This is a genomic window from Neisseria blantyrii (assembly GCF_962747855.1).
Taxonomy (GTDB): domain Bacteria; phylum Pseudomonadota; class Gammaproteobacteria; order Burkholderiales; family Neisseriaceae; genus Neisseria; species Neisseria viridiae.
The window spans coordinates 351862-376535 of record NZ_CAUIZY010000001.1 but is presented as its reverse complement, the minus strand read 5'-3'; the positions used below and the strand labels follow the sequence as shown (position 1 = coordinate 376535).

At 53.5% G+C, this 24674-nt stretch carries 34 protein-coding genes; 7 read left to right on the top strand and 27 right to left on the bottom strand.

All coding sequences use genetic code 11. The features are described 5' to 3' along the window. The first annotated feature begins 251 nt into the window (after nt 1–251). The gene (locus tag Q9J80_RS02040; RefSeq protein WP_301673726.1) at nt 252–1097 is read left to right on the top strand and encodes a BRO-N domain-containing protein; all 846 of its coding nucleotides are present in this window, start codon (nt 252–254) and stop codon (nt 1095–1097) included. Nucleotides 1098–1248: 151 nt separating this feature from the next. Here Q9J80_RS02040 and Q9J80_RS02035 read toward each other — a convergent pair whose 3' ends face one another. From Q9J80_RS02035 to Q9J80_RS01910, 26 genes are all read right to left on the bottom strand, one after another. Then, complete coding sequence (locus Q9J80_RS02035; RefSeq protein WP_301673725.1) at nt 1249–1953, bottom strand: Gp138 family membrane-puncturing spike protein; 705 nt, start codon at nt 1951–1953, stop codon at nt 1249–1251. Continuing rightward, nucleotides 1934–2818 (bottom strand): baseplate hub protein, encoded by an 885-nt coding sequence (locus Q9J80_RS02030; protein WP_301673724.1) that lies wholly within the window; start codon nt 2816–2818, stop codon nt 1934–1936. The genes Q9J80_RS02035 and Q9J80_RS02030 overlap by 20 nt, the downstream gene beginning before the upstream one ends. Beyond that, complete coding sequence (locus Q9J80_RS02025) at nt 2808–3104, bottom strand: phage baseplate plug family protein (RefSeq protein ID WP_301673723.1); 297 nt, start codon at nt 3102–3104, stop codon at nt 2808–2810. Before Q9J80_RS02025 ends, Q9J80_RS02030 begins: the two co-directional genes overlap by 11 nt. 11 nt (nt 3105–3115) lie before the next feature. Next, on the bottom strand, nt 3116–3280 hold the full coding sequence (locus Q9J80_RS02020; RefSeq protein ID WP_200163827.1) for a hypothetical protein: 165 nt from the start codon (nt 3278–3280) through the stop codon (nt 3116–3118). 80 nt (nt 3281–3360) lie between these two features. Further along, complete coding sequence (locus Q9J80_RS02015; protein ID WP_301673722.1) at nt 3361–3987, bottom strand: phage baseplate protein; 627 nt, start codon at nt 3985–3987, stop codon at nt 3361–3363. A gap of 199 nt (nt 3988–4186) precedes the next feature. Further along, nucleotides 4187–4840, bottom strand: coding sequence for a BRO-N domain-containing protein (locus Q9J80_RS02010; protein ID WP_301673721.1), 654 nt, complete (start codon nt 4838–4840; stop codon nt 4187–4189). A gap of 36 nt (nt 4841–4876) precedes the next feature. Beyond that, nucleotides 4877–5056: a BRO-N domain-containing protein gene (locus Q9J80_RS02005; RefSeq protein ID WP_301673720.1), complete on the bottom strand. Its 180-nt coding sequence runs from the start codon at nt 5054–5056 to the stop codon at nt 4877–4879. Nucleotides 5057–5456: 400 nt separating this feature from the next. Beyond that, nucleotides 5457–5810: a HEPN domain-containing protein gene (locus Q9J80_RS02000; RefSeq protein WP_301673719.1), complete on the bottom strand. Its 354-nt coding sequence runs from the start codon at nt 5808–5810 to the stop codon at nt 5457–5459. Further along, a complete protein-coding gene (locus Q9J80_RS01995; RefSeq protein WP_301673718.1) occupies nt 5807–6580 on the bottom strand; it encodes a hypothetical protein in 774 nt (257 codons plus the stop codon). Before Q9J80_RS01995 ends, Q9J80_RS02000 begins: the two co-directional genes overlap by 4 nt. Before the next feature lie 86 nt (nt 6581–6666). After that, nucleotides 6667–9006: a hypothetical protein gene (locus Q9J80_RS01990; protein WP_304671762.1), complete on the bottom strand. Its 2340-nt coding sequence runs from the start codon at nt 9004–9006 to the stop codon at nt 6667–6669. A 102-nt stretch (nt 9007–9108) separates the two neighbouring features. Then, nucleotides 9109–9231, bottom strand: coding sequence for a hypothetical protein (locus Q9J80_RS01985; RefSeq protein ID WP_301673716.1), 123 nt, complete (start codon nt 9229–9231; stop codon nt 9109–9111). A gap of 273 nt (nt 9232–9504) precedes the next feature. Then, a complete protein-coding gene (locus Q9J80_RS01980; protein ID WP_301673715.1) occupies nt 9505–9948 on the bottom strand; it encodes a hypothetical protein in 444 nt (147 codons plus the stop codon). Nucleotide 9949: 1 nt separating this feature from the next. Beyond that, nucleotides 9950–10390 carry a phage tail fiber protein gene (locus Q9J80_RS01975; protein ID WP_301673714.1) on the bottom strand — a complete coding sequence of 147 codons (441 nt, stop codon included), beginning with the start codon at nt 10388–10390 and terminating at the stop codon, nt 9950–9952. A gap of 100 nt (nt 10391–10490) precedes the next feature. Beyond that, the gene (locus Q9J80_RS01970; protein ID WP_301673713.1) at nt 10491–11273 is read right to left on the bottom strand and encodes a KilA-N domain-containing protein; all 783 of its coding nucleotides are present in this window, start codon (nt 11271–11273) and stop codon (nt 10491–10493) included. Between the two features lie 247 nt (nt 11274–11520). Then, on the bottom strand, nt 11521–11829 hold the full coding sequence (locus tag Q9J80_RS01965; RefSeq protein ID WP_301673712.1) for a hypothetical protein: 309 nt from the start codon (nt 11827–11829) through the stop codon (nt 11521–11523). A gap of 44 nt (nt 11830–11873) precedes the next feature. Beyond that, complete coding sequence (locus Q9J80_RS01960; RefSeq protein ID WP_301673711.1) at nt 11874–13349, bottom strand: DUF3383 domain-containing protein; 1476 nt, start codon at nt 13347–13349, stop codon at nt 11874–11876. Nucleotides 13350–13360: 11 nt separating this feature from the next. Continuing rightward, a complete protein-coding gene (locus tag Q9J80_RS01955; protein WP_407075245.1) occupies nt 13361–13840 on the bottom strand; it encodes a phage neck terminator protein in 480 nt (159 codons plus the stop codon). Beyond that, nucleotides 13825–14205 (bottom strand): hypothetical protein, encoded by a 381-nt coding sequence (locus Q9J80_RS01950; protein ID WP_118814041.1) that lies wholly within the window; start codon nt 14203–14205, stop codon nt 13825–13827. Before Q9J80_RS01950 ends, Q9J80_RS01955 begins: the two co-directional genes overlap by 16 nt. A gap of 149 nt (nt 14206–14354) precedes the next feature. Beyond that, nucleotides 14355–14933, bottom strand: a complete 579-nt coding sequence (locus Q9J80_RS01945; protein WP_304671764.1) for an LPD3 domain-containing protein — start codon at nt 14931–14933, stop codon at nt 14355–14357. Continuing rightward, nucleotides 14926–15363 (bottom strand): hypothetical protein, encoded by a 438-nt coding sequence (locus tag Q9J80_RS01940; RefSeq protein ID WP_304671765.1) that lies wholly within the window; start codon nt 15361–15363, stop codon nt 14926–14928. Before Q9J80_RS01940 ends, Q9J80_RS01945 begins: the two co-directional genes overlap by 8 nt. Then, nucleotides 15347–15745 (bottom strand): DUF4054 domain-containing protein, encoded by a 399-nt coding sequence (locus Q9J80_RS01935; protein WP_304671766.1) that lies wholly within the window; start codon nt 15743–15745, stop codon nt 15347–15349. The genes Q9J80_RS01940 and Q9J80_RS01935 overlap by 17 nt, the downstream gene beginning before the upstream one ends. 1 nt (nt 15746) lies before the next feature. Beyond that, nucleotides 15747–16079 carry a hypothetical protein gene (locus tag Q9J80_RS01930; protein WP_304671767.1) on the bottom strand — a complete coding sequence of 111 codons (333 nt, stop codon included), beginning with the start codon at nt 16077–16079 and terminating at the stop codon, nt 15747–15749. A gap of 58 nt (nt 16080–16137) precedes the next feature. Beyond that, nucleotides 16138–16440 carry a hypothetical protein gene (locus tag Q9J80_RS01925; protein ID WP_301667728.1) on the bottom strand — a complete coding sequence of 101 codons (303 nt, stop codon included), beginning with the start codon at nt 16438–16440 and terminating at the stop codon, nt 16138–16140. A 17-nt stretch (nt 16441–16457) separates the two neighbouring features. After that, complete coding sequence (locus Q9J80_RS01920) at nt 16458–16706, bottom strand: hypothetical protein (protein WP_304674138.1); 249 nt, start codon at nt 16704–16706, stop codon at nt 16458–16460. A 23-nt stretch (nt 16707–16729) separates the two neighbouring features. Further along, entirely contained in the window at nt 16730–16972 is a 243-nt protein-coding gene (locus Q9J80_RS01915; RefSeq protein WP_045750109.1) for a hypothetical protein, read from the bottom strand. 17 nt (nt 16973–16989) lie between these two features. Continuing rightward, nucleotides 16990–17340 (bottom strand): hypothetical protein, encoded by a 351-nt coding sequence (locus Q9J80_RS01910; protein WP_301673704.1) that lies wholly within the window; start codon nt 17338–17340, stop codon nt 16990–16992. Nucleotides 17341–17759: 419 nt separating this feature from the next. On the opposite strand from Q9J80_RS01910, the gene Q9J80_RS01905 reads away from it, so the two are divergent. From Q9J80_RS01905 to Q9J80_RS01880, 6 genes are all read left to right on the top strand, one after another. Continuing rightward, on the top strand, nt 17760–18431 hold the full coding sequence (locus Q9J80_RS01905; RefSeq protein WP_301673703.1) for a CsgG/HfaB family protein: 672 nt from the start codon (nt 17760–17762) through the stop codon (nt 18429–18431). A gap of 9 nt (nt 18432–18440) precedes the next feature. After that, entirely contained in the window at nt 18441–18809 is a 369-nt protein-coding gene (locus Q9J80_RS01900) for a DUF4810 domain-containing protein (protein WP_301673758.1), read from the top strand. Then, the gene (locus Q9J80_RS01895) at nt 18806–19453 is read left to right on the top strand and encodes a DUF799 domain-containing protein (protein ID WP_301673702.1); all 648 of its coding nucleotides are present in this window, start codon (nt 18806–18808) and stop codon (nt 19451–19453) included. The genes Q9J80_RS01900 and Q9J80_RS01895 overlap by 4 nt, the downstream gene beginning before the upstream one ends. 288 nt (nt 19454–19741) lie before the next feature. Continuing rightward, nucleotides 19742–21511, top strand: a complete 1770-nt coding sequence (locus Q9J80_RS01890) for an ABC transporter ATP-binding protein/permease (protein WP_301673701.1) — start codon at nt 19742–19744, stop codon at nt 21509–21511. A gap of 104 nt (nt 21512–21615) precedes the next feature. Then, nucleotides 21616–22308 (top strand): DnaA regulatory inactivator Hda, encoded by a 693-nt coding sequence (hda, locus tag Q9J80_RS01885; RefSeq protein ID WP_107819344.1) that lies wholly within the window; start codon nt 21616–21618, stop codon nt 22306–22308. Between the two features lie 111 nt (nt 22309–22419). Continuing rightward, the gene (locus tag Q9J80_RS01880) at nt 22420–23088 is read left to right on the top strand and encodes a histidinol-phosphatase (RefSeq protein WP_301673700.1); all 669 of its coding nucleotides are present in this window, start codon (nt 22420–22422) and stop codon (nt 23086–23088) included. A 672-nt stretch (nt 23089–23760) separates the two neighbouring features. Here Q9J80_RS01880 and argB read toward each other — a convergent pair. Further along, nucleotides 23761–24657, bottom strand: coding sequence for an acetylglutamate kinase (argB, locus tag Q9J80_RS01875; RefSeq protein WP_301673698.1), 897 nt, complete (start codon nt 24655–24657; stop codon nt 23761–23763). Nucleotides 24658–24674: the final 17 nt, after the last annotated feature.

The window sequence follows — 24674 nt, the reverse complement described above, 5'->3', positions numbered from 1 at the left end:
ATATTCCCACTCACGAGGCGTCGAAAACCTCTTCAAAGCGGAATCGCACCGTTACTGCGATATTTTTACGTCCATAGTTTCCTTGCCTGGTTGTTTGTTTCGATAGCACAACCGAAGTTTCCTATGGCCGCGAGGGCTGCGAATACAATACCTGTTCAACAGGGAATAAGCACGGCTCGCTTTGGAGAGTTTTCGAACCTCGCGGTCGCCCATTTGGGCAAACTTCGAAATTATCCAAAGGAAACTTCACAATGACTCTCTCAATTTTCCAATTTCAAGCTGAACAATCTGTACGTGTTGAGTTTCAGAATAATGAGCCGCTTTTCTGTTTAACAGACGTAGCAAGAATACTCGAAATTTCAAACGCAAACCCCTTGAGATTCAACATGAAAAGAGACGGTGTACATAAAATGTACAGCGTCGATACAAAGGGTAGGAAGAATGAAATCACGTACATCAACGAACCCAATCTGTACCGCGTGATTTTTCGAAGTAACAAACCTGAAGCGGTAAAATTCCAAGACTGGATTTTTGAAGAAGTGATTCCGCAAATCCGCAAAACAGGCGGCTACCAAGTCGGACAAAAAACCACCGCCGACGACCGTACCGGATTGCGCCAAGCCGTTGCCGCGCTTGTCGGACGCAAAGGCATAGACTACTCCTCCGCGTACAGTATGATTCACCAACGCTTCAACGTCGAAGCCATCGAAGACATCCCCGCCGACAAACTGCCCGAAGCCGTCGCCTATGCCCACGCGCTGACCCTGCACACAGGCTTGACAGGCGAAGTCCTCGACCGCGAACCGCTGCCCGCGCCGCAACCTGCCCTGCCCATCAGCGGCAACGCCCTATACGACCTCGCCGTCGCCGTCAGATACGGCGCGTGGGCCATCCAAATGGGCAAAGACGTTTCCCTGCCGCTGAAGCAGCTCGGCTGCAAACAGGCGGTAACGATGTGGACGGTCTGGGCGGAAACGCGCAGCCGCCTCAAAGCCGCCGCAAACGCCCTCGAAGCCCTAAGCGCACACGCCGACGCGGAACACGCGGCAAAAATCCGCCCGATGCTGCCCGAAATCCGCAACCTGTCGTCGGTTTGACGCTCGGGTAACAACAATGCCGTCTGAAGTTCAGACGGCATCAATGCTGTAATACAGTCAACCGTCAACCCGAAGTTGACGGTTCAGTTATGAGGACAATATGATTCCGTGTTTGGCGCATCAGGGTTGATGCGGGGGTATTTCAGGCAGCCTATACGGGCTGCCCCGTGTTGCCGCCGCCGGGCTGCACGCCTTTGTGGACGTGGTGCATCAGGCTGACATCGCCCGCCCTCACATCGCCGTCGGCAGCAATCCCGCCGCCGCCCGTGAATTGCGCCTCGGCTTGGGTATTGGCCTGAAAGGTTTGCGAGGTGCTGCTCACGCCGCCTTGCGCTTTCAGGCGGATATTCGCCGCCTCCATTTCAATATCGCCGGGCGAAAACAGTTTGATGCCGCCTTTGGAAAACATGATGTATTGATTGGGCGTGCCGTTCAGGAAGCCGCCGAAATACAGGCCGTCTGAAAAATCAAAACGCCGCAGGCTTTGCGGCGCGGACGGCGTTTTATTCTGTTTGACGGCGGAAATATCCCTGCTGCAAAAGCCGCACATTCCTATATCCCCCGGCTCGGGGTCGATAATCACAGCGTTGCCGCCGCCTTGCAGGCGGAAATACGGGATATTGTAGATAATGCCGTGCGGCGTAATTTCCCCACCGCCGCTGATTTGGGCAACCAAGGGCTGTACGTCAACCAGCCCGACGGGGGCAAGTCCGCCCGCTTTGGTTTTGACCACGCGCACCAGCGTGACGGTTTGGATGCGCGAGACGATGCCGGAGACGATTGCGCCGATTTCGCCCGCGCCGCCCTGCGCCTGTTCCGCGCCGTATTGCGCCCAGTTATTTTGCGACTTTGACATTCATGTCCTCCACATCGGCGGCTTTGATGTCGGCAAACCATTTGCCGTTCGGCGTTTTGCACTCCAAATCGAGCGACATGCCGAAAACGCGCCATTTGCCGTTGCAGCTTTCTATCTGGCTGCCTTCGACTTCCAATAAGCCGCCGAAACGCAAAGCCTTGTCGTACAGGCAGCGCAGTTTGATGCCCTGCAAATCGGGTACGGGATAGCCTATCAGCCCCGTTTTCGGTCTTAAAACCGGCACATCAATCATTCGGGGCTGCCCCTTCGGCGCAATCGCAATCGTCTCATTGTCGATATAAACGTCTACTCCCGCATGTGCTGCAATCTGGCGTATTTTGTCCAACTCCGTGCCGCTCAAATACTGATTGCTGATTTTCGCGTTTACGCCGTTGTTTTCAAATTTCCGCCCCATTTTCACGCACAATGATTCAATCACGGCGGCAACATCGGTTTCCCCTTCGTTGCTGACTGCTTCGGCAGGTTTCAGCTGCCACAAAACGGCGGTATGGCTCTCGATCACCAAGGCAACATCGGGCGCGCCGGCCATATCGGGGTAGGCAAACGTGATGTTGCCGGTATAAACCACGCTCAGGTTGTCCTGCTCCCCTGCTTCGACCTGCACCAAGTTCATCATTGCCTGCTCCGTATTCCAGCGCACACGCAACAACTTCATCATCGTTTCCAGCCTCAAGCCGTAAACCTTGATTCTCGCCGACGGCATCAGCGAGCCGTTGCCGTAATTGATTTGGCAGGACGCGCGCAAACCTTCCGCAACCAGCGTATCGCTGCCTTTCGCATCCCACACGTCCTTTTCCTGCCCGAGCTTGATGCTGATCCGCAGGATTTTTTCCTTAATGCCCATCGTGATACACCAAAATAAAGCGGCCGCCCAACTCCTGCCATTGCGGGTCTTCCGCGCCCTGCCTGTCGATAAAGTACAAATCGCCGGGCAGTCCGCGCCAAACCTCGTTCACCAGCGGCACGCCGTCCAGGCAGACGCGGTTTTGAACCAAATACTCCCCGTCCGCCTTCACGTCCGCATACAGACGGCCGAGCCGCAGCCGAACGGCCACCGTAATCTCCCGCCCTCCGATGCCGACGGCCGTTTGCTGGGAGGGGGCGGGTTTTAAAGGAATTTCATAAATCATTTTCAGACAGCCTATTTCAAAACACTGGCCAAAGGCGCGGCCATCAGGGCGAACAATCCCGCCGACACCATCAGAATGGCAATGCCGATACACGCCCGCACAAACGGGCTGGCGTAAATTTCCACTTTCATTCCCTCCTTCGGGTGCATTTCCAATTTGGTTTTGCTATACTTCATACATTGTTTAATCCTTGCCCGTTAAGGGTTAAATACAGAAACCCCGCAGAGTTGCCGCCCTGCGGGGTTTCGCCTTTTCTTCAATTTAATTCTAAGCCTTTTTTGACCGTGTCGGCAATTATCGACAAAACGGATTCGTTGTTTTGTATCGGCTTCGCCGCCTGCTTGCCGTTATCCTGCATCTCCTGCGCTTCCGGTGCTTTGGTTTTGGTGTACTTCACCTTAACCTGACGCACTTCCGCAAGATGGATATTGACCTTCAACAGACGCGCCCCGTCCGAAGCCTCGCGGGCGTAGTCATAGCCCGTAACCGCCATATTCGGATAGACGGCCTCCGGCGTAATCACCATATACAGGCCGTTGCTTTTTGCCAGCACGTCCACCAGGGCGAGAAACGCGCCGCGCATCACGACGCCGCCGCTGCCTTTGGTCATCTGCACGGTCATTTCGAACGGGTCGTCCACCTTGTTGTAAGCGGCAAACGACCCTTGTTCTACGGGCGCATTGGCCACTTTGGAGGAGGCAGTGTGTTTGATGGCGGTTACATTGTCCGCCAACAGCAGCGGGATGCCGTTTTGACCGAATATCCCCCAATAATTGCCGAAAACGGCGTTAATCAATGCCGCACCGCCGAACTGTATCAGCGCACCGCTTATATTCGTCGGCAGTTTGGGGATATTCGGTATGCCGATTGAGTTCCAAGCCATAATCAACCTTCCTGTTGTTTTTCCGGCACAAAGGCCGCCGAACCTTGCGGCGCGGCGGTCTGACTGCCATTTCGGCAGTATTGCGGGGGTTAAAAATTATTCTGATGCGCGAGGCACGGAATCAGGCTGTCTTCGTGCGGGAAAGTGGCGTAGCTGACGAGATGGCGCCCGCCCTGCGGTTTCAGACGGCATTTTCTGTTTACCTTACCGTAGCCTTGCTGTAAATGCCTTCAAGACATACGGCTATGCGGTCGGAGGTGTCTTTGTCCGCATATTTCCGCAACACTTCGAGGGCTGCGACGGCTCTTTTCAGGCGTGAACGGGTTTCGTGCCAAACCGTCCACATCGTTACCGCCTGCCTGTTGCCAAGCTGTTTGAGCGGCGCGGAAACGTCTTTGCCCAATTCAATCATCCATGTACCGTAATAAACCATAGCGGCAATGTCGGCTAAAGAGTTGTCGTCGATGGGCAGTTTCGGCTCGGCTTTGGGCGGTGCGTCCAACACTTCGCCGGTCAAGCCTGAGTGCAGGGTCAGCGCGTGGACGTAGGCGACGGCTTCGGGCAGCTTCTCGGCGGGGATGTCTTCGATGGCTTCGACGTTGAAGCGTTGGTGAATCATACTGTAAGCGGATGAGTAGTCTATGCCTTTGCGTCCGACAAGCGCGGCGACGGCCTGCCGCAACGGTGTGCGGTCGTCGGCGGTGGTTTTGGCGGACTTGATGCCGTCTGAAATTTTGCCGTTAAGTAAAGTTTCTTCCAATACATCCAGCACCCAACGGCGGAACTCCTTGGCTACTTTGGTGCGAGCCAACATGCCGAGCAGGTGGCAGCCGCGCAGGCTGAATACGCGCACCTGCTGTTTGCCGCCTGCGGTGGGTAGTTCGATAACTTAGGTCATGCTGTCGGTAAATTCGTCAGCGTTGCGGTCATAAAGTTTTGCGATTGCAACAGCACCGTCTGAATATTCCAAGGCATTACCAATTTGGTAACCCCTTAACCAAGGCTGGCCGTGAATATCTGTAATATCAAAATCGACGTTGTGAAAAGACAAAGAGAAATTAGTGTTCATGATGGTTTCCTGTAGGTTGTTTTCGAAGTTGCCCGAAACGGGCGGCCGCGAGGTTCGAAAACTCCCTACAAGAGCCGTGCTTATTCCCTGTTGAACAGGTATTGTATTCACAGCCCTCGCGGCCATAGGAAACCAGTTCGGATATATCGAAACAAACAACCAAACAAGAAAACTTATGGACGTAAAAAATTCACGCTGACGGGGTGAATGCCGTGTAGGAAGAGGTTTTCGACGCCTCGTGAGTGGGAATATAAAACAAAACCCCTGCAAATGCAAGGGGTTTCCCAAAAACCGTAGGCGGCGAACCGAAAGGCCGCCGTGTAAGCAAACTATAACCATGTGTACGATACTCAAATAAAGAAAGCTCCGAGAATCCGGAGCTTTTATCGGTTAGAACCTGTTATTCCAATTCATTGAATATGGTTTCGGCACATTTTAACGCCTGCACTGCCTCATTTGAATAAATATTCCTATCTAAATGGTAATCTGCCTGGGTACGTTTACGCTTCAGTTTCTTCAGTAGGTCGGCAACCACCAATAAAGCCTCGCCGCCTTGCTGCTCGAAATAGAGAATCAGGTTGCTATGCGTACCGCCGGCTTCTTTATGGTCGTATTGGTAGCCACTCTCTACCGCATACTTCAAGGCTTTATGCATGGCCGCGTAATAGGCGCGGCCGATACATACCCGGTCATCCGTCTCGTTATCGCGCGGCAGGGAGCGGGCGAAGTCAAGAAAATCCTGCGCCTGTATCATAAATTTGCACCCGCCAATTCACAGCCGATAACCAGTTTGGATAAATCCAAGCCATGCTTCAGCGCATAGCGCACTTTGGCGCGCGAGATTGCGATGTCGCAATCTGCCACCGCTTCAGGATCAGAATCAGGAATAGCCAGCAGTGTTAGGTAGGCGATATCATCGTCAGTATCTATTATGTTGGCGGAATAAAACAGATTAAATTGCTTCATAACGCGCCCGGCCTCTACCAGAAGCCCCTTCAGATGTTCCTCATCAACCCCGGATTCAGATAACGCCATAAATGTTTCACGTTCTTTTTTTACATCTTTCCCTAATTTTTCCAAACGATCAGTAATTCTGCCCATCAGGTTCAGCTGTCCGGTAAAAAGGCTACGGTTGAAGCAGGCATACAACCGTTCCGGCATATCACCGGCCAACCTGAAAAGGCGTTCCGCTAGTTCATAAGTTTGTTCACGCCGATGCAGTCTGGCGAGCGAATTAAAAAGAAACACATCCACCGCATAAGCATCATGTGGGTATTGTCGGGCAATATCAAACTTTTTCTCCGCTGCCGATAATTTCTCATCATCTGTCAACAAATTATCGTCAAACACAGCCAATGCGCCTAAGGTAACGTAACCAAAATAGGCTTCAGGTGTATTAAACAATTTTTTTGCTTCAACAGTCAGACGTGCGAGCTTGAAAGGTTTTAGATGCGGAATATAATAGGCTGCATCTAACTGCTCGCCTAAATAGGAAGCGATAGTTTGTGGCTGGATAATCTTCATGTACCGTATTCTAGCACTTGCTAACCACGACACGCAAAATCATTCAGCACCGCCTGCTGCTGATTTTCGTTTTTTTCAGACGGCTGTTACACCATCGCCGGCATAATCTGCACCAGCCTGTTACGGGCGGCGGCAGAAGCATCCTCCATCGTGCCGTCTATAGTGCCGGCGGAAGACTGCACATGGATGCCGCCGTTAATGGAAACCTGCGTGGTGCGTTGGTTGTTGTTGGTGACGTTTTGGGCGCGTACCGCCTCGCCCTGCCGCATAGACTGCATCCCGCGCTGCGCGCCTGCGGCAACGTCATCCAAATGCCTGATTTGCCCGGCCTTCCACCCCTCAACCTCACGCATTGCCTGCATGATGCCCTGCCGCTCATCGGCGGTATAGTCGCGCATCTTCTTATTGCGCCCGCCGACCGCTTTCAGAATCCGCTGCTGATATGCGCGGGTATTGTTTTCTCCGGACGGGGCGTATGCGGCTATCATCTGCAACAGCGTTTTATCGCGGTAGCCGATGCCTTTACCGTAATCCAGCGGATTATTGGCCAGGTACTTCCCGCCGTTGCCCTCGAAAATCAGCGCCTCTTTCGCCCGCCGCCCCGTTTCTTCATCGGGGAAGATGGCGAATCGCCCATCCGTGCCGATTGCACCGTGTGCTTTGGCAAATTTGCCAAATTCCAGATTGCCTTCGTTGTTGTTGCGCCAGGCGCGCGAGCCTCCGACTTTCTGAAAGCTGCCCCGTGCGGTGCGGTAGGTGCGGATGTTGCCCTTGCCGGAAGCACTGCCCGCCTTGCTGCCGCCGTAATCGGCCGCCAATGCGGAAGGATTCCCCCCGCCGTTTTTACGCGCAATGGTTACGGCTGCGGCTGCCGTACCGCCTATCATCTGCTTTGCGGCGCCGGTTGCCTGCCTGACCTGTGATTGCAGGCTGCCTTCCGCGTCCGGGTCGTGGCCGGTGGCGGTATCTATCACGCCTGCCGCGTGTCCCGCCGCCTTGCCGGCAGCGTCGATAACGATGTTCCCTACCTCCTTGAACATCCTCCCGGCACTTTTTTTCATTCCCTCCCAATCGCCGTTCATCATCGCGGTAAAGGTATCGCCCACAGCGTTGAAAAGCGGCATCAGGTAGTTTTTGATTTCCAGATAGAGGTTGCGGAATCCTTCTTTCAGGCTTTTAACCGACAAACCGTTCTCGTCGATAAAGCCTTTCAGCCTGAGCCAGTCCAGCATTCCGTTGGCGGCATCCGCCCACGATTTGTAGCTTGTGAGCAGGTACACAAACGAACTGCCCAGGCTGTCTGTCGAGATTTTCGACGTTTTGATGTAGTTGTCGAAAGCTTTCCAATCCAGCAGGCTTTTCCCGCCTTCCGCCCATGTTTTGTAGTCGTCGTACAGCAGCAGGAAGGCCGCGCCCAGTGCGCCGACGGTAAGGATGAATGGGGCGAAGGGGGCGATAAAGGCCAGCAGGGAGGCTGAGGCGGCGATAAAGGCGGGAACCAATACCGCGCCCAGCACGAATGCCAAGCCTTCGAAAACGTGCTTCATACTGTTTTCGTGCTTCATCAGGTAATCGACGAAACCGCTGACCATTTTGATGATTTTCAGCAGTACGGGGGCGAGCGCGTCTGCCAGCATGGCTTTCAGGCTGTCCCATTGCGCGTTCAAATAGCCCCGCGCCTGCGTCAGTTCGCGGCTGACCTGTATTTCCTTTTCGCCGGAACGGTAAAGGTTGCGCTGCATCTCCAGCATCTTTTCCATTTCGGCACGGCCGAGCATCAAGGTATTGATCGTGCCGTCGTCCAAGCCCATGCTTTTGGCCAAATTGTAGGCCTGCACCCTGTCCATTTTGGAAAAGCGGTCGGACAAATCCAGCATAATGCTGTCGAGATTGCGCGCTTTGCCGTCCGCGTTGAGCAATGCCACGCCGAAGGCATTGAAAAACGGCACCATGGAGGTATCGCCCATAGTCGTCAGGCGCGTAATGCCCATACTCAGACCGGCAAGGCTGCCTTTCATCCCTTCCGCGCTGCCGCCCGCCATTTCCGCCATTCCGCCCCATGCTTGGAGTTGGTTGCGGCTCATGCCGATATTGCGCGACAGGTTGTCCAGTTCGACGTTTGCCTGCGCACCTTCCCGAATCAGTTTATCCAGTGCGTTTGAACCCATCACCAAGGCGGTGAAGGCGGCAAAGCCCTTTGCCAGCGAGCCGACCGCCTGCGTCAGGCTTTTTGCCTGTTTGGTGCTTTTGGCGGACTGCGCGGCCTGCTTTTCCAGTCCTTTTGAGGATTTGGCCGCGCTTTTTTCCGCCCTGCCGAATGAGGCGGACATGCGGTCAAGCCTGTTTTCGGCCTCTTTGGCCTCCCGGCTGAATTTGGACGAATCAATGCCCAATTCCATAAACAGGGTATCGATTACGGTTGCCATAGTATTTTTCCTTTAAAAATCAGCCTGCACTTGGTTTTCCGATGTGCAGGCTGCTTTTGCCGCATCGGATGGGTCGGACGGCTTCGCGGCCGTCTGAAACGCTTACTTCAGCAGCAGTTCGACCACTGCAAAGGTTTTCCATACGGCAATCGGCGCCGTCAGGCATAAAGTCGCGCAAACCGGCGTTTTACGCGTTTCGGCAGGTGAGAAATTTTCCGTTTCCATTTGAAACGTCCCTGGGATTTTGATAAAGGTTTTGTTATACTTCTTTCCATTCATTAGCTTACTTCCGATAAGTTAATGTCAGAAACCCCGAAAAGATTCGCGCCTTTTCGGGGTTTCGCCTTGTCCGTCTTCAGACGGCCTTGCTGCGGTTGAAGGCATCGGTATTGACGACCTCCAAAAGGTTGAAGGCATCTTCCAGCCCGTACACCGTCTGCAACTCGTGCAGCGTGCAGATGCGGGAAGACACCAGTGCGCCTATGGTTTGGGTCAGGTTCAGGTAGTCCAGGCTGCCGCCCCTTCCCCTTCCGACTCCGTAGTCTTGCCAAAGGCGTGTTGCAAAAAATCGGTATGCAATGCGAACACCTCCTTCCGCAACCGCCACAGGGTGGTAAAGTCTTCCACGTCGTTGAAGTCCATATTCAACGGGCGCGGCTGTCCGCCTTCGGGGATGATTTGCACGCAGTCCAAAAGCTCGTTCAAGAGCGGGATGGCGTCTTCCGGTTTGACTTTGCCCAATGCGCCAAGCGTCGCCCCCGCCATGCCGATCATCCCCTGTTGCGGGGCGATGCCGCCCAAATCCACGCCGCTGTTGGCCAATGCCAAAAGGGCGCGCATCGCCCAGTTGTCGGCGTGCGCGGCGGACATTTCGGTGATCAGGAACACGCGGCCTTTGTCCCGCCCGTTTTCAATCGTGATTTGCCGGGTTTTCAGAGCCATATCAGATTTCCTCCGGTTTCACCACGATGCGGAACGAGTAGGTTACGGATTCCAGCGTTTTCTTGGCTGTTGTGCCGCCCGGAATTTCCACCAAGAAGCCGGTGGCGGTGTAGCGTTTCTTCACGGCGGGAATCTCTACCGAAAATTCCACCATTCGCGTTTCCTGACGTTGCAGGATGTCGTTGGTGAATTGGTCGAAGTAGTCGCGCGATTTGCTGGTAGGGGCAAGCTGGATGTTGAAGTCCACTTCGTAGGGCGTAAAGCCGCCGGACTGTTGGCCGTCCACGCCCATCATGGTTTCGCCGATTTTGCCTTGCCCGAAGTCGAAGGCATTGTCGGCGGCGTAGCCTTCAATCTGTACGAAGTTGTCGTTAAAGCCTTTCACGCGCATCAGCAGGATGCTGTTGGCAGCGGTTAGGGTGCGGTCTGATACGGTTTGCATCTTTGGGTTCTCCAATAAAAAAGCCCGCAGATGCGGGCAGGACTAAGGCCGCCGAACCTTGCGGCGCGGCGGTCAGGCTGCGGTCAGGCAGCATTAGGGGTTAAAAATCATTCTGATGCGCCAAGCACGGAATCATTCTGTCTTCACGCGGAGACGTGATGTAGCTGACGAGATGGCGGTAGATTTTGCCGCCCTTCACCGTAACGGCGTAGTGGGCGTTGCGGTTCAGGTTGAATGGGATATTGGCCTGATTGGCGAACAGCTTCGGCACGGTTTCCAGATTTACGGTTTCGGCTTCGCGGTATTGCGCCCCTTTTTCCACCGCCACCCGCGCCATCAGGCTCAATACTTCGGGAAACTGTTCGGGCGGCACGTCTTTGTAACCGACTTTGAATTTCGACTTGACCGCGCTCCATAACGTAATCGCCAAGGCCTTCTGCTTCTCGAACGGCACGGACTGGAGCAGGATATTGTGCAGGGCTTTGACTTCCGCCTGTTGTTCGTGGGTTAAACCTGACGGCAAGGCTTGGCGCGGGGCTTGCGGTTTCAGACGGCCTGATATTACAGCATCGAAGGTGCGGATAACCTGTAAAAAGAATTTGGCACTAATCCATGTGGCGTAGGCATACACCAATTCTTTGCAGGCGTAAGTGCCGCGTTTGTTGCCGCCTTTAACAACTTGGATAACTTGTTGATTTTCTTCCAAAGACGGATTTCCGTCTTTGGAGAGTTCTTCAATCAATTCAGTAGTTTGCTGATTTTGAAGCCAACGGCGCGGCGCGTGCCTGTCTTCGCCGCCGCTGGCTTTGTGCAAGTCATTCAAATTGTAAAGGTTGTTTTCGGTTTGGCGGATAGCCACATTAGAGATTGCGATTGCGTTCATGATGATTTCCTTTTCTATCTACGATTAAGCCCGAATGGGCGGCCAAGAGGTTCGTAGCCCTGAAAAGTAAGGGTGGACTTATTCCCCTTGCGGGTATTGTATTAGTCACCCTCTCGGCCATAGATAAAGACTACTGGGAAACGGAAATCTATGGACGCAAAAAATCACGATTACCGCCGTGATGCGGCTTTTCAAGGAGGCTACGACACCTCATAGCATCGCACTATACTAAAAGGCTACCTGAAAATCAAGCCTGCTCCCGCCCAAAATTCAGCTTCGCCTTTCCGCATTGTTCCGCATTGGTATTGGCGGTGCGTGTCCAGCGGCATGCTTCCTGCCAAAGCTCCTGCAGGCGGCGGTTTGCGGTGTCGATTTTTTCCATTTCGGCCACGGGGTCTAATTTCGGTACCGGCTGCCCGCCTGCCAGTTCGTCCAAAACAAACGGCAGTTGTTCGGCGGCGGCTCTAACCGTTCCCGCGTGCTGTTTCATCTCACGCAGCAGCGGTTGCAGTTTTTCGCAGGCTTCGGTATAGCGGCCTAATGCTTCGTAGTTCATTGCGTTTCCTTTTCAATAATGGTTAAAGTGCCGCCTGCACGGGTTTACTGAACGTTGATCGAGCCGAGGTTGATGTTGTGCACGCTGCCGCCGTCGGTGTACCACAGCTTCATCGGCATAGACTGGCGGTTGCCGCGCGTCTGCGCCGAAGCGTTCTGGATCAGCAGGAAGTAGCCGGTGCTTTCAATCTTGGCGGCGGCATCGGCGCGCGCCTCGTTGTTAATCAAGGCGCGTTGCTGTTCGCCCAACGGCACGCCCGGCCGGATGCTGCCGAAGTTCAAGGCCTCGTTAATCGGGTCTTGGCAGGCGGCGCGTTGCAGGGCGATACCGACGGCGTTGTACGGCACTGCCTTGGCCGAGGTGAACAGGGTCATCAGGGCAAGCTGCAACTGGCTGTTGAGGCGGATTTGGTTCACATAGGCATCAATCCATTTCCATTTGCCGGGCATTTGTCCGGGATAAAGGAAGGTAAAGCGGTCGTTGGCAGTCGCCCACGCGCCGTAATAGTTGTAGCCGTTCTCTTTCAGGTTGTCGGCATCGGCGGCGTTGTCCACGTCCACACTCAAGCCGGATTGGTTTTTAAACGCCAGCGTGATGCGGCCTTGCGTTTCGGTGAAATCAATGGAAGCAATCGCGCCGCACAGGAAAGCGGCTTTATCCAGCCCGCCGTAAATCGGGGCAGTACCGTCATAGGCGGCGGCTTTCAGTTGCGCGCCGAAGCAGGTTGTGTTACCGGTTTGCAGCGCGGCGGCTTCTTTGCCCCAAGCGGCATAGAGGAAGCGGTTGTTTTGCGCGTTGCTCCATTTTGCCAAAGCCAGCTTGTCGGCCAGTTCCGGCTCGAACACGGTGGTAAAGGTGGCGAAATTCAAGGTGGACTGAATCACGCCTTCCATCACGGTTTCCGCGCTGTCGCCGTCGTTGCCTTTGGAAATGATTGCGCCCTTGGCTTCGGTCAGGTTCAGGGCTTCGGCCAGCGTGCCGGAGGCAAAGCCGATTTCGGAAGCCCTGCCTTGGGTGGCGGAAACGATTTCAAACGCCTGCAACTGCTCGTCAAACTGCACGGCGGCACTGATGGCTGTACCGATTTTGTCGGCGGCATCGGAAAAGCTGGTGGCGGTCGCCAAGCTGATGTTTTCGCCGTTCTTGTCGCTGCCGTCGATGTTCACTTTCAGATTGCCCGAAAGTTTCTTCAGGGCGGCAAGGCTCATGCTTTTCACGCTTGCGCCGCGCAGATAGGCGGCTTCTTTGCCGACGTTGTAGGGGTAGAAATACAGCGTGCCGGGTTTGATGTGCGAGTTGTCGAAGCCTTTAAAGTACACTTGCGCGGCTTTGAACTCTTCGCTTGCCAAGCCGAAAAACTCGCCGACCGCCGAAGCATCGGGGAACGCGGTGTGTCTGCCGGTGGGCAGGTTTTCGTTTTTGCTCAAAAAGACGGCGTTCATCGACAGGGGAGAACCGCCGGAACTGAGCACGGCGGGGTTTACGCTGACAATTTTACTTGCCGGAATAGATTGGAACATAGATATATCCTTTACGGTTGGATCAGGGTTAAATCAAAAGCGTTGACAAACTGTTGCGGGTGTTCCGCCTGCGGCGCGTAGGCCAGATGGACGGTGGTCATCCAGCGTTCTTCATATTCGCTCTCTTCATTGGTGAGCGGCATGAAGCGTGCGGGGTCGGCATACAGCGGCTGGCAGGATTTCAGCCGTTCGCAGGCGTAGAAATCGCGCCACAGCAAAACGGTTTTCTGCGCCATCTGCCCGGCTTCTGCGCCGTAGAAATCAAGCTGCATCTGTATTTCGGATTGGCGCGAGACGGCGGCGGTTTTATCTGCCACGGCGTAAGCGTGTTCGTTCGTGGCGGCGGCGGTTTCGTTCAAGATGTTCATCACCACGAACGGCGGCTTGGGCAACGGAACATTGTTGCCGTATCCGCGCACCGCTTCGCACGAAAAAAGCCCGAGCAGCATTGCCCGGACTTCGGTATAAATATCGTCTAATGTTGCCGCCATAACAGCACCTTGCACCAATCCGGCCAGCTTTCCACCACCTGCTTCACCAGCCATTCGGTTGTTTCGGTTTCGCCGTAGGCTGCGAACACCAGCTTGTCCGCACCTTTGCCGCTCTGCCGCCGCAAGCCGCGGAATTGTCCGGTTACATAGGCATAAAGCAACGTTCCCTGCTGCGCCAACCCCTCAAACAAGGACAAATCCTGTGTGCTAAGGGTTTGGGTCTGTACGGTTACGGGATGCTCGCTGTAGCCTGATTTCCGTTTTCCCGTGGCATCGGTGGTGTAGCCGTCATTGAGTTTCAACACGGCGGGCAGGTTGGGATTGACGGATGTAACCGCGCCGTTGGCAATGGCTCTAAGATTCATCGTATTTCCTTTATTTATTCCGGGTGTTTGCCTTCGGCAGGCGGGCGGCATATAATGAAATCAAGCGGTATTTGTACAGGCAAAGAGGTGGCGTAATATGAACGCGCTAAGGTGCTGGTCTGAAGCAAATGCCGCTGTTTTCATGCTCATCACTCTTTCAGGTAGCCGTGGTCGTAATACCGCCTACCGTCTCTGCAATGTTTCACTGTCATCACGACTTCTTTATCCAAACTCCCAACCCGTACTTTTGCCTGATAGATTTCTACAGCAATGATATTCGGGTCGTTGTGCTTGTCCTCTTTGGTAGCAACCAGCCGTGAGCTTTGGATGATTTTCGGGATGGCGGGGATGGTTTTAATCAAACTATCCGCCGCCCCTGCCAAAGTGTGTTTCACTCCACTCATCGGAACTTCAATTTCATTGCCGGTACTGCGATTGACAAACTTTTTGCCTACAAACCTTTTGGCATAATCTTTGGCCTTATTTCGCAGTTCCTTCATGCTTGACCACAAGCCCAGTTCGTTGCCCTTAATTTCGGGTATCTCTGCTTGGGGTTGGCCGTCTTGTTTTTCAGGCTGCGCGTTTCCTGCACCGAACCGCCCGTTATCCGCACGCGGGTGTTTGCTCTCATCCCATTCTGCATCCGCCGCCAACAGCTTGTAGGCGCGGTGCAGGATTAACAGGTTTTGCGCCCGTTTCAGGATAGCTGCCGACCTGTATTCATTCATCGGCAACCTCGTAATCAATACTCCGCCACAATGTTCCCGTGTCAATCAGCGGCTTATCGAAGCCTTTTTGCTTCACGGTTGCGGCGGCGTTTGGCGGTTCGCGGAAGTCTTGGATGGTCATCTTAATCTGTCCTTTCACGACTTCGCCCATATCCGCCAAGGCCTGCCGCACATCGCCGCCATTGGCTTCCAGCATCTCAGCAGCCTGCTTCGGCCATTCGTCCTTGTGTTCGGCAATGGTGTTGCGGAAAAACGGGCGTGGGGGAACGGTTGCCGTGCCGTATTCGTTCCAAAAGGCAACCTGTGCCACGCTTTCGCCGTCCGAGCCGTCGTAGTTCGCCTGTTCGATGATGCCGACGCGCACCTTGGTCGTTGCCGCCCGCGCCGCCAGTTCGGACAGATGCCGTCTGAACCTATCGCCGCCGCGCATAACAGCCTCCCGATACATATCGGAAGCGGCGGTATTTGGCGGTAAGCTGCCAGTAGGTCGCGCCGTGAGGCGTTTGCAGATACCAGGCGGCATTGCTGCCCACCGCGCCCATATCCGCGCTCACGGACACGCTGCCTTCGGCAGCCGAAGCAATGCGCCCCACCAATCCGCCCTGTGCGGCACGTTCGTTCAGCGCGGCGAAGTGGCGTACCAACAGGAACAGCAGCATTTCGCGCTCTTCCAGCTTTTTAACGATGCTGTGGTCGGTGTTGTCCAGCAGGCTTTCGGCTTGCGTGAACCACATGGCGAACTGGGCATCGCCTGCCTGTACTTCGGGATAGGCCGTCTGAAAGCGCGCTTTATCGAAGACGACGGCGGGCATATCAGTCTTCCTTGGCGGTGCTTACGCCGTTAGCCTTGTCATCGGGCTTGATGGCTTCCAACTTGGTCTCGTTGCCGGTTTTTTCCTGTGCTTCGGCTTTGGTGTCCTTGGCATTTTCGTGGGCGAAAACGAAGCCGTTTTTGACCATATCGCGGTCTTGGTGCGCTTTCATCCAAGCATTGAACAGGTCGGCATCTACGTTGTAGGTAATGCCGTGGCCGCCGATGACGTTGGAGGCGTTTGCGCCGTTCAGTTCGACGGATTGGCCGCCGACTTCGATAATCAGTCCGTTGGGCAGTTTGCAGCCGACGGTTACAGTTTTTTGTTTTGCCATTTGGGTTCTCCAATAAAAAAGCAGCCTGAAAGATTTCAGGCTGCTTATATGCAGGTTACTATTTCTTTTCGGGCGGATCGGGCGGAATGAAAAGAAAAACCGCACCGAGAATAAGGGGAAGCAGAAATCGGGTATAGGGATACAACGGATGATCGACATGCCAATGGCTGTATCTCCCTTCAGGAATAATGTCGTATTCGTAAGTAGCGGGGAAGAAGTTGATCCATACTGTCACAATTACCCAGATAGTGAGCTTTCTATGGTTGGCTACCCACCGCGCCGGCTTGCTGTTGCGGATGCTTTCCGGTACCACTTTTTCCCATATCCAATGCAAAAACAGCAGAGTCCACTTACCCCTCATACCTGCCCCCCCTGCGGTTACAAGCCCAGCAGTTCGATTTCGACTTTTGAACGCCAACGGGCTTGTGCCGTAACAATACACATTCTTAATTTTCGGTCTGCCGCGCTGTATTTAATCCGGCTTTCAATAAAAGCCTTCAATACTTTGAGCGCGTTGTTAAGGCCGACTGCTTTATTGTACCATAGGGCTTCCTTTCCAAGGGATAAAGTAAAAGCAGCCTGAAAGCCGGTTTGGACGGTTTCAGGCTGCCTTAAAAGGTTTTGCAAGTAATGACGATCAAGGGACGCGTTTACCAATTCTTGTCCCTGTAATGCTCGGACAGGGCAATCAGCATTATCCACAGGAGGCTGACAAATCCGCTGACGCCGGCTGCCATAAACAGGATTTTTTCCCAAGCGTTCATAGGGGGCATAGGCGTTCGGCTGCCCTCAGTGGTCGGCCCGTCAAGCAAAATATAGATGATGACGGTAACAACATACAAAAGTACCGGTTTGCGATACAGCATCCAAATATGTTTCAGCCTGTCCGACATACCCCCTCCCGGACGAATCAAAGATCGAGAAAAGCCAGCTCCAAACGCGATCGGTAGTTGAGTGCGGCGGTATTCACGCAGGCGGCATACTGCCGCCGATCGCGCAGCACCTTGATCCAACCGATATAGGTGGCAAGCGGATTGCGCTTATCATCATAGCATAGGTTTGCAATCATATCGGCAGCCATACCCTCAATCACTTCCCAAATCGTACCGGGGGCAGTATAGAGAAAGTTATAGGTAATATCTACTGCCAACAGACGCTTGGAGCAGGTTTTGATTTGGTTTACCGCATCGCTTACTACGGCAGCCACTTCCGGAGTAATGTTCTCGGGGCGGTTTGATGCGACACCGTCACCCCAAATCATCCTTGATGATGCCACTAATTGTTACACGAATATCGTGATCGGTAAAGGTTTTATTCTTCATATTTCAATATCCTGACAGAACAAAAAAACTGCCTGCTGGCGGCAGAAACACACCTTTTCAGGTGCAGGGAAAGCCGCCTGTTTCAGACGGCCTCGTTTACGGTCGGCCTAGCTCACCGTCATGGAAGCGATGCAGAACGGGCGGTAGATAATCGCGCCCCATGTGCCCTGCGATCAAAGGGCAGGTCCCACACCCGCCCTTCTTTTCAGACGGCATCAAAAAGCACGCCATATCCGCCAATATGCCGACACAGGCAAATCTTTCGACACCCCGACAGACAAAAACACCTTGACTAAAAATTACATGCAAATAATAATAACAACCTCTTTATTCCTCTAACAATTTTGGAGTAGTTTTCATGAAGAAAATTTCCGCCGCCATCGCTTTTGCCGCCGCTGCCGTTTCACTGACCGGCTGTGCGACCGAATCCTCACGCAGCCTCGAGGTAGCAAAAGTCGCCTCCTACAATACGCAATATCACGGTGTTCGCACCCCGATTTCCGTTGGAACATTCGACAACCGCTCCAGTTTCCAAAAAGGCATTTTCTCCGACGGGGAAGACCGTTTGGGCAGCCAGGCGAAAACCATTCTGGTAACGCACCTGCAACAAACCAACCGCTTCAACGTACTGAACCGCACCAACCTTAGCGCATTGAAACAGGAATCCGGCATTTCCGGCAAAATGCAAAACCTGAAAGGCGCAGATTATGTCGTTACCGGCGATGTAACCGAATTCGGACGCAAAGATGTCGGCGATCATCAGCTCTTCGGCATTTTGGGTCGCGGCAAATCGCAAATCGCCTATGCAAAAGTGGCTCTGAATATCGTCAACGTCAATACTTCCGAAATCGTCTATTCCACACAGGGCGCGGGCGAATACGCACTTTCCAACCGTGAAATCATCGGTTTCGGCGGCACTTCCGGCTACGATGCGACTTTGAACGGCAAAGTTTTGGACTTGGCAATCCGCGAAGCCGTCAACAATCTGGTTCAGGCTGTCGACAACGGCGTATGGCAACCCAACCGTTAAGGACAAATGATGAATCTGAAAACCTTGAGCCGTTTGTCGCTGTGTGCGGCGGTCTTGGCTCTGACCGCCTGCGGCGGCAACGGGCAAAAATCCCTGTATTATTACGGCGGCTATCCCGACACCGTCTATGAAGGTTTGAAAAACGACGACACTTCGTTGGGCAAGCAGACCGAAAAGATGGAAAAATACTTTGTGGAAGCCGGCAACAAAAAAATGAATGCCGCCCCGGGTGCGCACGCCCATCTGGGACTGCTGCTTTCCCGTTCGGGAGACAAAGAGGGCGCGTTCCGCCAGTTTGAAGAAGAGAAAAGGCTGTTTCCCGAATCGGGCGTATTTATGGACTTCCTGATGAAAACTAGTAAAGGAGGCAAGCGATGAAACCTTTGATTTTAGGGCTTGCCGCCGTGTTGGCACTGTCTGCCTGCCAAGTTCAAAAAGCGCCCGATTTCGACTACACGTCATTCAAGGAAAGCAAACCGGCTTCAATTTTGGTGGTTCCGCCGCTGAACGAGTCGCCCGATGTCAACGGCACTTGGGGGATGCTGGCTTCGACCGCCGAGCCGCTTTCCGAAGCCGGCTATTACGTCTTCCCCGCCGCAGTCGTAGAGGAAACCTTCAAACAAAACGGCTTGACCAATGCCGCCGATATTCACGCCGTCCGTCCGGAAAAACTGCATCAGATTTTCGGCAATGATGCGGTTTTGTACATTACGGTTACCGAATACGGCACTTCATATCAAATTTTAGACAGCGTAACCACCGTATCCGCCATAGCACGGCTGGTCGATTCCCGCAACGGGAAAGAGTTGTGGTCGGGTTCGGTCAGCATCCGCGAAGGCAGCAACAACAGCAACAGCGGCCTATTGGGGGCTTTGGTCGGCGCAGTGGTCAATCAGATTGCCAACAGCCTGACCGACCGCGGTTATCAGGTTTCCAAAACCGCCGCATACAACCTGCTGTCGCCCTATTCCCACAACGGCATCCTGAAAGGCCCGAGATTCGTCGAAGAGCAGCCCAAATAAGCATATGCCGTCTGAACCTCTCCGAGCTTCAGACGGCATATGCGAATCTTGATACTTGCAAGCCGTACCGCCCAAAATCGGGCGGCCGGTTTCAATATCCGAACAAGGTTCGGGTTCTGTATTTTGCAGAACCCGAACCTTTTATTCAAATTTAAACTTAATTCCGGAGTGGTTGTATGGTAAATTAACACGCAATGTACCCTGACCGGCAAAACTTCCCCAAATTTCATCAAAAAATCAACTGTACCCGTCTTTTTCAGACGGCATTGATACCGTAAGAGATTTCCCATGCAAAAATGGCAAACCGAGCTTTATTCCACACCGCTTTGGCTTTTACAGACTCTCTTGATAGTTTCCGCCGCTTCGGCGGTGATTCTGTTTTTAACACGGAAAACGCGTTTCGGGCGCGAGTTTGCCTATATCCTGCGCCTTTGCCTGACACCGAAAAGCGCGGTCAAAGTCTTACTGCTGATTACGGCGATGATTACGCTGCTGTTAACCGAAGTGCGGCTGAATGTATTGAGTACCTTTATGTCCAAAGGGCTTTACGACTCGATGCAGGATTTGAATGCTTCGGCATTTTGGATGTTTGCCGCGATGAACGCGGGCGTGGTGCTGATACGGGCGTTTAACAATGTCGTCAACGACTTCCTCGATCAAGGCTTGGCGATTAAATGGTCGGAGCGGCTCAATGAAGTTTTGACTTCACGCTGGCTTGCCGACAAAAACTACTACCGCCTGCAAATGCGCCGCCATGCGCCGGACAACATCGACCAGCGTATCCAACAGGACGCGCAGGAATTTATCGCCTCAACCATAGAATTTGTGCGCGGTATGATCAATTCGGTCGTTACCTCGCTGGAATTTGCCGTTGTTTTGTGGGGCTTGGCAGGCATCCTGACCGTGTTCGGCTTCGACATTCCGCACGGCATCGTTTGGTTTGTCTATATATTTGTGATTTTGGCAACCTTTATCGCCATGTGGATAGGCAACCCTTTGATTCGTTACAACTATGAAAACGAAAAACTCAACGGCGACTACCGTTATTCCCTCATCCGCGTACGCGACCACGCCGAAAGCGTGGCGTTTTACAGCGGCGAACAACACGAACACGGCCGGCTTTCCGACCGCTTCAAAGCCATTATCCGCAACCGTTGGCGCATTGCGCGGCAAAGCGTCTGCTTAAGCGGCTTTAACGATATGTTCACCAACGGCATCAAACTCTTCCCGATTATTTTGCAAGCTCCGCGCCTGTTTGCCGGACAAATCAAAATCGGCGACATCCAGCAGACCGTCCAAGCCTTCGCGCGACTGCAAAACGCGCTGTCTTTCTTCCGAATGTTCTACAACAAATTCACCGCCTACCGCGCCCGATTGGAGCGTCTGTACGGCTTTTTGCTGAGTACCGAAGAACAACACAGCGCGCAGCAACCCGAGATTAGCGAAGTTTCAGACGGCATTGCACTGGAAAACGTCGCCCTGTTCCGCCACAACGGCGAAGTTTTATTAGACGGTATCAATATCAACCTCAAAAGCGGTGATTCCCTGCTGATACGCGGCCCGAGCGGTTGCGGTAAAACCTCGCTGCTGCGCGCGCTGGCTGGGCTTTGGCCGTTTGGCAGCAGCGGCAAAGTCAGCCATCCGCCTCATCAAGACATCCTCTTCCTGCCGCAACGCCCGTACACGGCGCAAGGCAGCCTGCGCGACGCGGTTTGTTACCCCGATATCGACAAACAGCATCCCGAGTTAGCCGAAGCCATGAACACCTGCCGTTTGGGTTATCTGATTGACAAATTGGACAAAACAGACGACTGGCAGCACAAGCTCTCCCCGGGCGAACTGCAACGCGTCGCCTTCGTCCGCGCCCTGCTTTCCAAGCCCAAAATCGTCCTGCTCGACGAAGCCACCGCCGCCTTGGACGAACCGGCCGAAGCCGCGCTATACCGCGCCTTAAAGCAAAAACTGCCCGACAGCATCATCATCAGCATCGGACACCGAAGCACGCTCAATGCGTTCCACAATATGCACCTCGATGTCGGCAACGTTGCCTGCGGCTGAACGATGCCGTCTGAAGCCGTTTTCAGACGGCATCGTTCAAATTGGAAAGGCGCGCGAAAACAACGTACAATAAACCCGTTTACCACCCCTCGGAATGCCGAACCGTGAACCAGCTTATTTTCGACTTTGCCGCACACGACTATCCGAGTTTCGACAAATTCCTCGGCACGGAAAACGCGGAACTGGTCTATGTCCTCCGACACAAACACGGACAATTCATCTATGTTTGGGGCGAGGAAGGCGCGGGCAAAAGCCATCTGTTGCAGGCGTGGGTCGCACAGGCGCTCGAAGCCGGCAAAAACGCCGCCTATATCGATGCTGCCTCCATGCCGCTGACCGATGCCGCGTTTGAGGCGGAATACCTCGCCGTCGATCAAGTCGAAAAACTGGGCAACGAAGAACAAGCCCTGCTTTTTTCCATCTTCAACCGCTTCCGCAACAGCGGCAAAGGCTTTTTGCTGCTCGGTTCAGAATACACGCCCCAGCAGCTTGTCATCCGCGAAGATTTGCGGACGCGTATGGCATACTGCCTCGTTTACGAAGTCAAACCCTTAACCGACCAAGAAAAAATCGACGCGCTCGCCAGTATGGCGGCGGCACGCCAAGTAACCGTCGATTCCGAAATTTTCGAATACCTGCTCAAACACTGGCGGCGCGATATGGACAGCCTGATGATGATGCTCGACACGCTGGACAACTACGCCGTAACCATGGGCAAACGCATCACCCTGCCGCTGCTTCGCCAGCTTTTGAAACAACAGGAAACCCAATGTTCCAACACACAGGACGACACATAAAGCGTCGTCCTATATGTTGCCCTGATTTCACCCTTCCCAAACAAAGTCTACTCCTGCCGCCACGAAGGACGGATGTCCGAGTGTCAGGGTTTCAACCATTAAGGAAATACGATGAACAACCTCGCCATCTTCGACCTCGACAACACCCTCATCAACACCGATTCCGACCACGCCTGGCCGCAATACCTCATCAAAAAAGGGCTGGTTGACGCTGCCGAAACCGAAGCGCAAAACGAAAAATTCTACCGAGACTACCAAAACGGCTGCCTCGACATCGACGCATTCCTCAAATTCCACCTCGCCCCGCTCGCCCGTTACAGCAAAGAAGAGCTGGCGGAGTTTCACCGCGAATTTATGGCGGAATACATCATCCCCCACATCTCGCCTATGCAGCGTATGCTGGTGCAGAGCCACCAAATGGCAGGCGATGAAACCCTCGTGATTTCCTCAACCAACGAGTTTATCATCACGCCCGTCTGCCACCTTTTCGGCATCACCAACATCATCGGCACGCAACTCGAAACCGGTGCCGACGGCCGCTACACCGGCAACTACATCGGCACGCCCAGCCTCAAAGAAGGCAAAATTACCCGCCTGAACCAATGGCTTGCCGAACGCGGCGAAACGCTCCAAAGCTACGGCAAAACCTATTTTTACAGCGACTCCAAAAACGACCTGCCGCTGCTGCACCTCGTCAGCGAACCCGTCGCCGTCAACCCCGATGCCGAGCTGGAAAAAGAAGCCAAAGAAAAAGGCTGGCCGGTTTTGAATTTCAAATGACGCAATGCCGTCTGAAGCCCGATTCGGCGTTCAGACGGCATTGAGGCTGAAATCCCCAAAACTCAAAGCCACAGGAATTTATCCGGAAAAACAAAAAACACAGGAATTTATCCGGAAAAACAAAAAACACAGGAATTCATCCGGAAAAACAAAAAACACAGGAATTCATCGGGAAAAACAACAATCTTTCCACCGTCATTCCCACGAAAGTGGGAATCTAGGACGTATAGTGGATTAACAAAAATCAGGACAAGGCGACGAAGCCGCAGACAGTACAGATAGTACGGAACCGATTCACTTGGTGCTTCAGCACCTTAGAGAATCGTTCTCTTTGAGCTGAGGCGAGGCAACGCCGTACTGGTTTTTGTTAATCCACTATAAAATCTAAAGAAACCTTTTTTCCCGATAAGTTTCCGTGCCGACAGGTCTGGATTCCCGCCTGCGCGGGAATGACGAAATTTCAAAGTTACGGCGTTATCGAAAAACAGAAAATCAAAGCCGCGAGAATTTATCCGAAACAACCGGATTTCAAAAAAACATATTCCCGGCGGGAATGACGGATTTTAGGTTTCTGTTTTCTCGGGAAGAACAACTTAGAAATTGCCCGAAACCCCAAAAACAGAAACCGGACAAACGGGTTTTCCGCCAAAGCCGGCATTTTCCGACTTTGCTTCAGGCATCGTCCCCTCCGCCCAAAATCATCGACCCGATACCGGCATCGGTAAAGATTTCCAGCAAAAGCGCGTTGGGCAACCTGCCGTCGATGATGTGCGTGGCTTTCACACCGTTGACGGCGGCTTCGACCGCAGAAGCGATTTTCGGCAGCATACCGCCATACAGCGTGCCGTCGGCAATCAGTTCGTCAATCCGTTTCGGCGTGAGTTTGGTCAGCAGATTGCCCGTTTTGTCCATCACACCGGCGATATTCGTCATCATCAAAAGTTTTTCGGCGTTCAATTCTTCCGCCAATTTGCCTGCCACCAAATCGGCGTTGATATTGAACGCTTCGCCTTTTTCACCTACGCCGACGGGGGCGACGACGGGAATGCAGCCGCGTTCTATCAGCCCTTTAACCAAACCGGTATCGATGCTTTCCACCGTACCGACCTGTCCGATGTCCACGCCATTCTGTTCGGGCGTATCGACCAAAAGTTTCTTCGCCTTAATGAAATGGTCGTCGCGCCCGCTCACGCCGACCGCGTGCCCGCCATATGTGTTAATCATCGACACGATTTCCTTGTTGACGTGCCCGCCCAACACCATTTCGACAATATCCATCGTCTCTTTGTCGGTTACGCGCATCCCTTGGACAAACTCGCCCTTTTTGCCGACTTTTTCAAGCATCGCATTGATTTGCGGCCCGCCGCCGTGAACGATGACGGGATGAATGCCGACCAGCTTCAAAAGCACGACATCGCGGGCAAACCCTTCTTTCAAGGCAGGTTCGGTCATGGCGTTGCCGCCGTACTTGATAACGGCGACCGAACCGGAAAACCGGCGGATGTAAGGCAGTGCTTCGGCAAGGATGCGTGCCTTGTCGGCGGCGGAAATAATGTTTTCAAACGCCATAACGGCTCCATATTGTT

What these genes read in the sequence shown, in the direction of transcription:
- Q9J80_RS02040 (WP_301673726.1), top strand. Translation starts at nt 252, where the DNA reads ATGACTCTCTCAATTTTCCAATTTCAAGCTGAACAATCTGTACGTGTT.
- Q9J80_RS02035 (WP_301673725.1), bottom strand. Translation starts at nt 1,953, where the DNA reads ATGTCAAAGTCGCAAAATAACTGGGCGCAATACGGCGCGGAACAGGCG.
- Q9J80_RS02030 (WP_301673724.1), bottom strand. Translation starts at nt 2,818, where the DNA reads ATGGGCATTAAGGAAAAAATCCTGCGGATCAGCATCAAGCTCGGGCAG.
- Q9J80_RS02025 (WP_301673723.1), bottom strand. Translation starts at nt 3,104, where the DNA reads ATGATTTATGAAATTCCTTTAAAACCCGCCCCCTCCCAGCAAACGGCC.
- Q9J80_RS02020 (WP_200163827.1), bottom strand. Translation starts at nt 3,280, where the DNA reads ATGAAGTATAGCAAAACCAAATTGGAAATGCACCCGAAGGAGGGAATG.
- Q9J80_RS02015 (WP_301673722.1), bottom strand. Translation starts at nt 3,987, where the DNA reads ATGGCTTGGAACTCAATCGGCATACCGAATATCCCCAAACTGCCGACG.
- Q9J80_RS02005 (WP_301673720.1), bottom strand. Translation starts at nt 5,056, where the DNA reads ATGAACACTAATTTCTCTTTGTCTTTTCACAACGTCGATTTTGATATT.
- Q9J80_RS02000 (WP_301673719.1), bottom strand. Translation starts at nt 5,810, where the DNA reads ATGATACAGGCGCAGGATTTTCTTGACTTCGCCCGCTCCCTGCCGCGC.
- Q9J80_RS01995 (WP_301673718.1), bottom strand. Translation starts at nt 6,580, where the DNA reads ATGAAGATTATCCAGCCACAAACTATCGCTTCCTATTTAGGCGAGCAG.
- Q9J80_RS01990 (WP_304671762.1), bottom strand. Translation starts at nt 9,006, where the DNA reads ATGGCAACCGTAATCGATACCCTGTTTATGGAATTGGGCATTGATTCG.
- Q9J80_RS01985 (WP_301673716.1), bottom strand. Translation starts at nt 9,231, where the DNA reads ATGGAAACGGAAAATTTCTCACCTGCCGAAACGCGTAAAACGCCGGTT.
- Q9J80_RS01980 (WP_301673715.1), bottom strand. Translation starts at nt 9,948, where the DNA reads ATGGCTCTGAAAACCCGGCAAATCACGATTGAAAACGGGCGGGACAAA.
- Q9J80_RS01975 (WP_301673714.1), bottom strand. Translation starts at nt 10,390, where the DNA reads ATGCAAACCGTATCAGACCGCACCCTAACCGCTGCCAACAGCATCCTG.
- Q9J80_RS01970 (WP_301673713.1), bottom strand. Translation starts at nt 11,273, where the DNA reads ATGAACGCAATCGCAATCTCTAATGTGGCTATCCGCCAAACCGAAAAC.
- Q9J80_RS01965 (WP_301673712.1), bottom strand. Translation starts at nt 11,829, where the DNA reads ATGAACTACGAAGCATTAGGCCGCTATACCGAAGCCTGCGAAAAACTG.
- Q9J80_RS01960 (WP_301673711.1), bottom strand. Translation starts at nt 13,349, where the DNA reads ATGTTCCAATCTATTCCGGCAAGTAAAATTGTCAGCGTAAACCCCGCC.
- Q9J80_RS01955 (WP_407075245.1), bottom strand. Translation starts at nt 13,840, where the DNA reads ATGGCGGCAACATTAGACGATATTTATACCGAAGTCCGGGCAATGCTG.
- Q9J80_RS01950 (WP_118814041.1), bottom strand. Translation starts at nt 14,205, where the DNA reads ATGAATCTTAGAGCCATTGCCAACGGCGCGGTTACATCCGTCAATCCC.
- Q9J80_RS01945 (WP_304671764.1), bottom strand. Translation starts at nt 14,933, where the DNA reads ATGAATGAATACAGGTCGGCAGCTATCCTGAAACGGGCGCAAAACCTG.
- Q9J80_RS01940 (WP_304671765.1), bottom strand. Translation starts at nt 15,363, where the DNA reads ATGCGCGGCGGCGATAGGTTCAGACGGCATCTGTCCGAACTGGCGGCG.
- Q9J80_RS01935 (WP_304671766.1), bottom strand. Translation starts at nt 15,745, where the DNA reads ATGCCCGCCGTCGTCTTCGATAAAGCGCGCTTTCAGACGGCCTATCCC.
- Q9J80_RS01930 (WP_304671767.1), bottom strand. Translation starts at nt 16,079, where the DNA reads ATGGCAAAACAAAAAACTGTAACCGTCGGCTGCAAACTGCCCAACGGA.
- Q9J80_RS01925 (WP_301667728.1), bottom strand. Translation starts at nt 16,440, where the DNA reads ATGAGGGGTAAGTGGACTCTGCTGTTTTTGCATTGGATATGGGAAAAA.
- Q9J80_RS01915 (WP_045750109.1), bottom strand. Translation starts at nt 16,972, where the DNA reads ATGTCGGACAGGCTGAAACATATTTGGATGCTGTATCGCAAACCGGTA.
- Q9J80_RS01910 (WP_301673704.1), bottom strand. Translation starts at nt 17,340, where the DNA reads ATGATTTGGGGTGACGGTGTCGCATCAAACCGCCCCGAGAACATTACT.
- Q9J80_RS01905 (WP_301673703.1), top strand. Translation starts at nt 17,760, where the DNA reads ATGAAGAAAATTTCCGCCGCCATCGCTTTTGCCGCCGCTGCCGTTTCA.
- Q9J80_RS01900 (WP_301673758.1), top strand. Translation starts at nt 18,441, where the DNA reads ATGAATCTGAAAACCTTGAGCCGTTTGTCGCTGTGTGCGGCGGTCTTG.
- Q9J80_RS01895 (WP_301673702.1), top strand. Translation starts at nt 18,806, where the DNA reads ATGAAACCTTTGATTTTAGGGCTTGCCGCCGTGTTGGCACTGTCTGCC.
- Q9J80_RS01890 (WP_301673701.1), top strand. Translation starts at nt 19,742, where the DNA reads ATGCAAAAATGGCAAACCGAGCTTTATTCCACACCGCTTTGGCTTTTA.
- Q9J80_RS01880 (WP_301673700.1), top strand. Translation starts at nt 22,420, where the DNA reads ATGAACAACCTCGCCATCTTCGACCTCGACAACACCCTCATCAACACC.
- argB (WP_301673698.1), bottom strand. Translation starts at nt 24,657, where the DNA reads ATGGCGTTTGAAAACATTATTTCCGCCGCCGACAAGGCACGCATCCTT.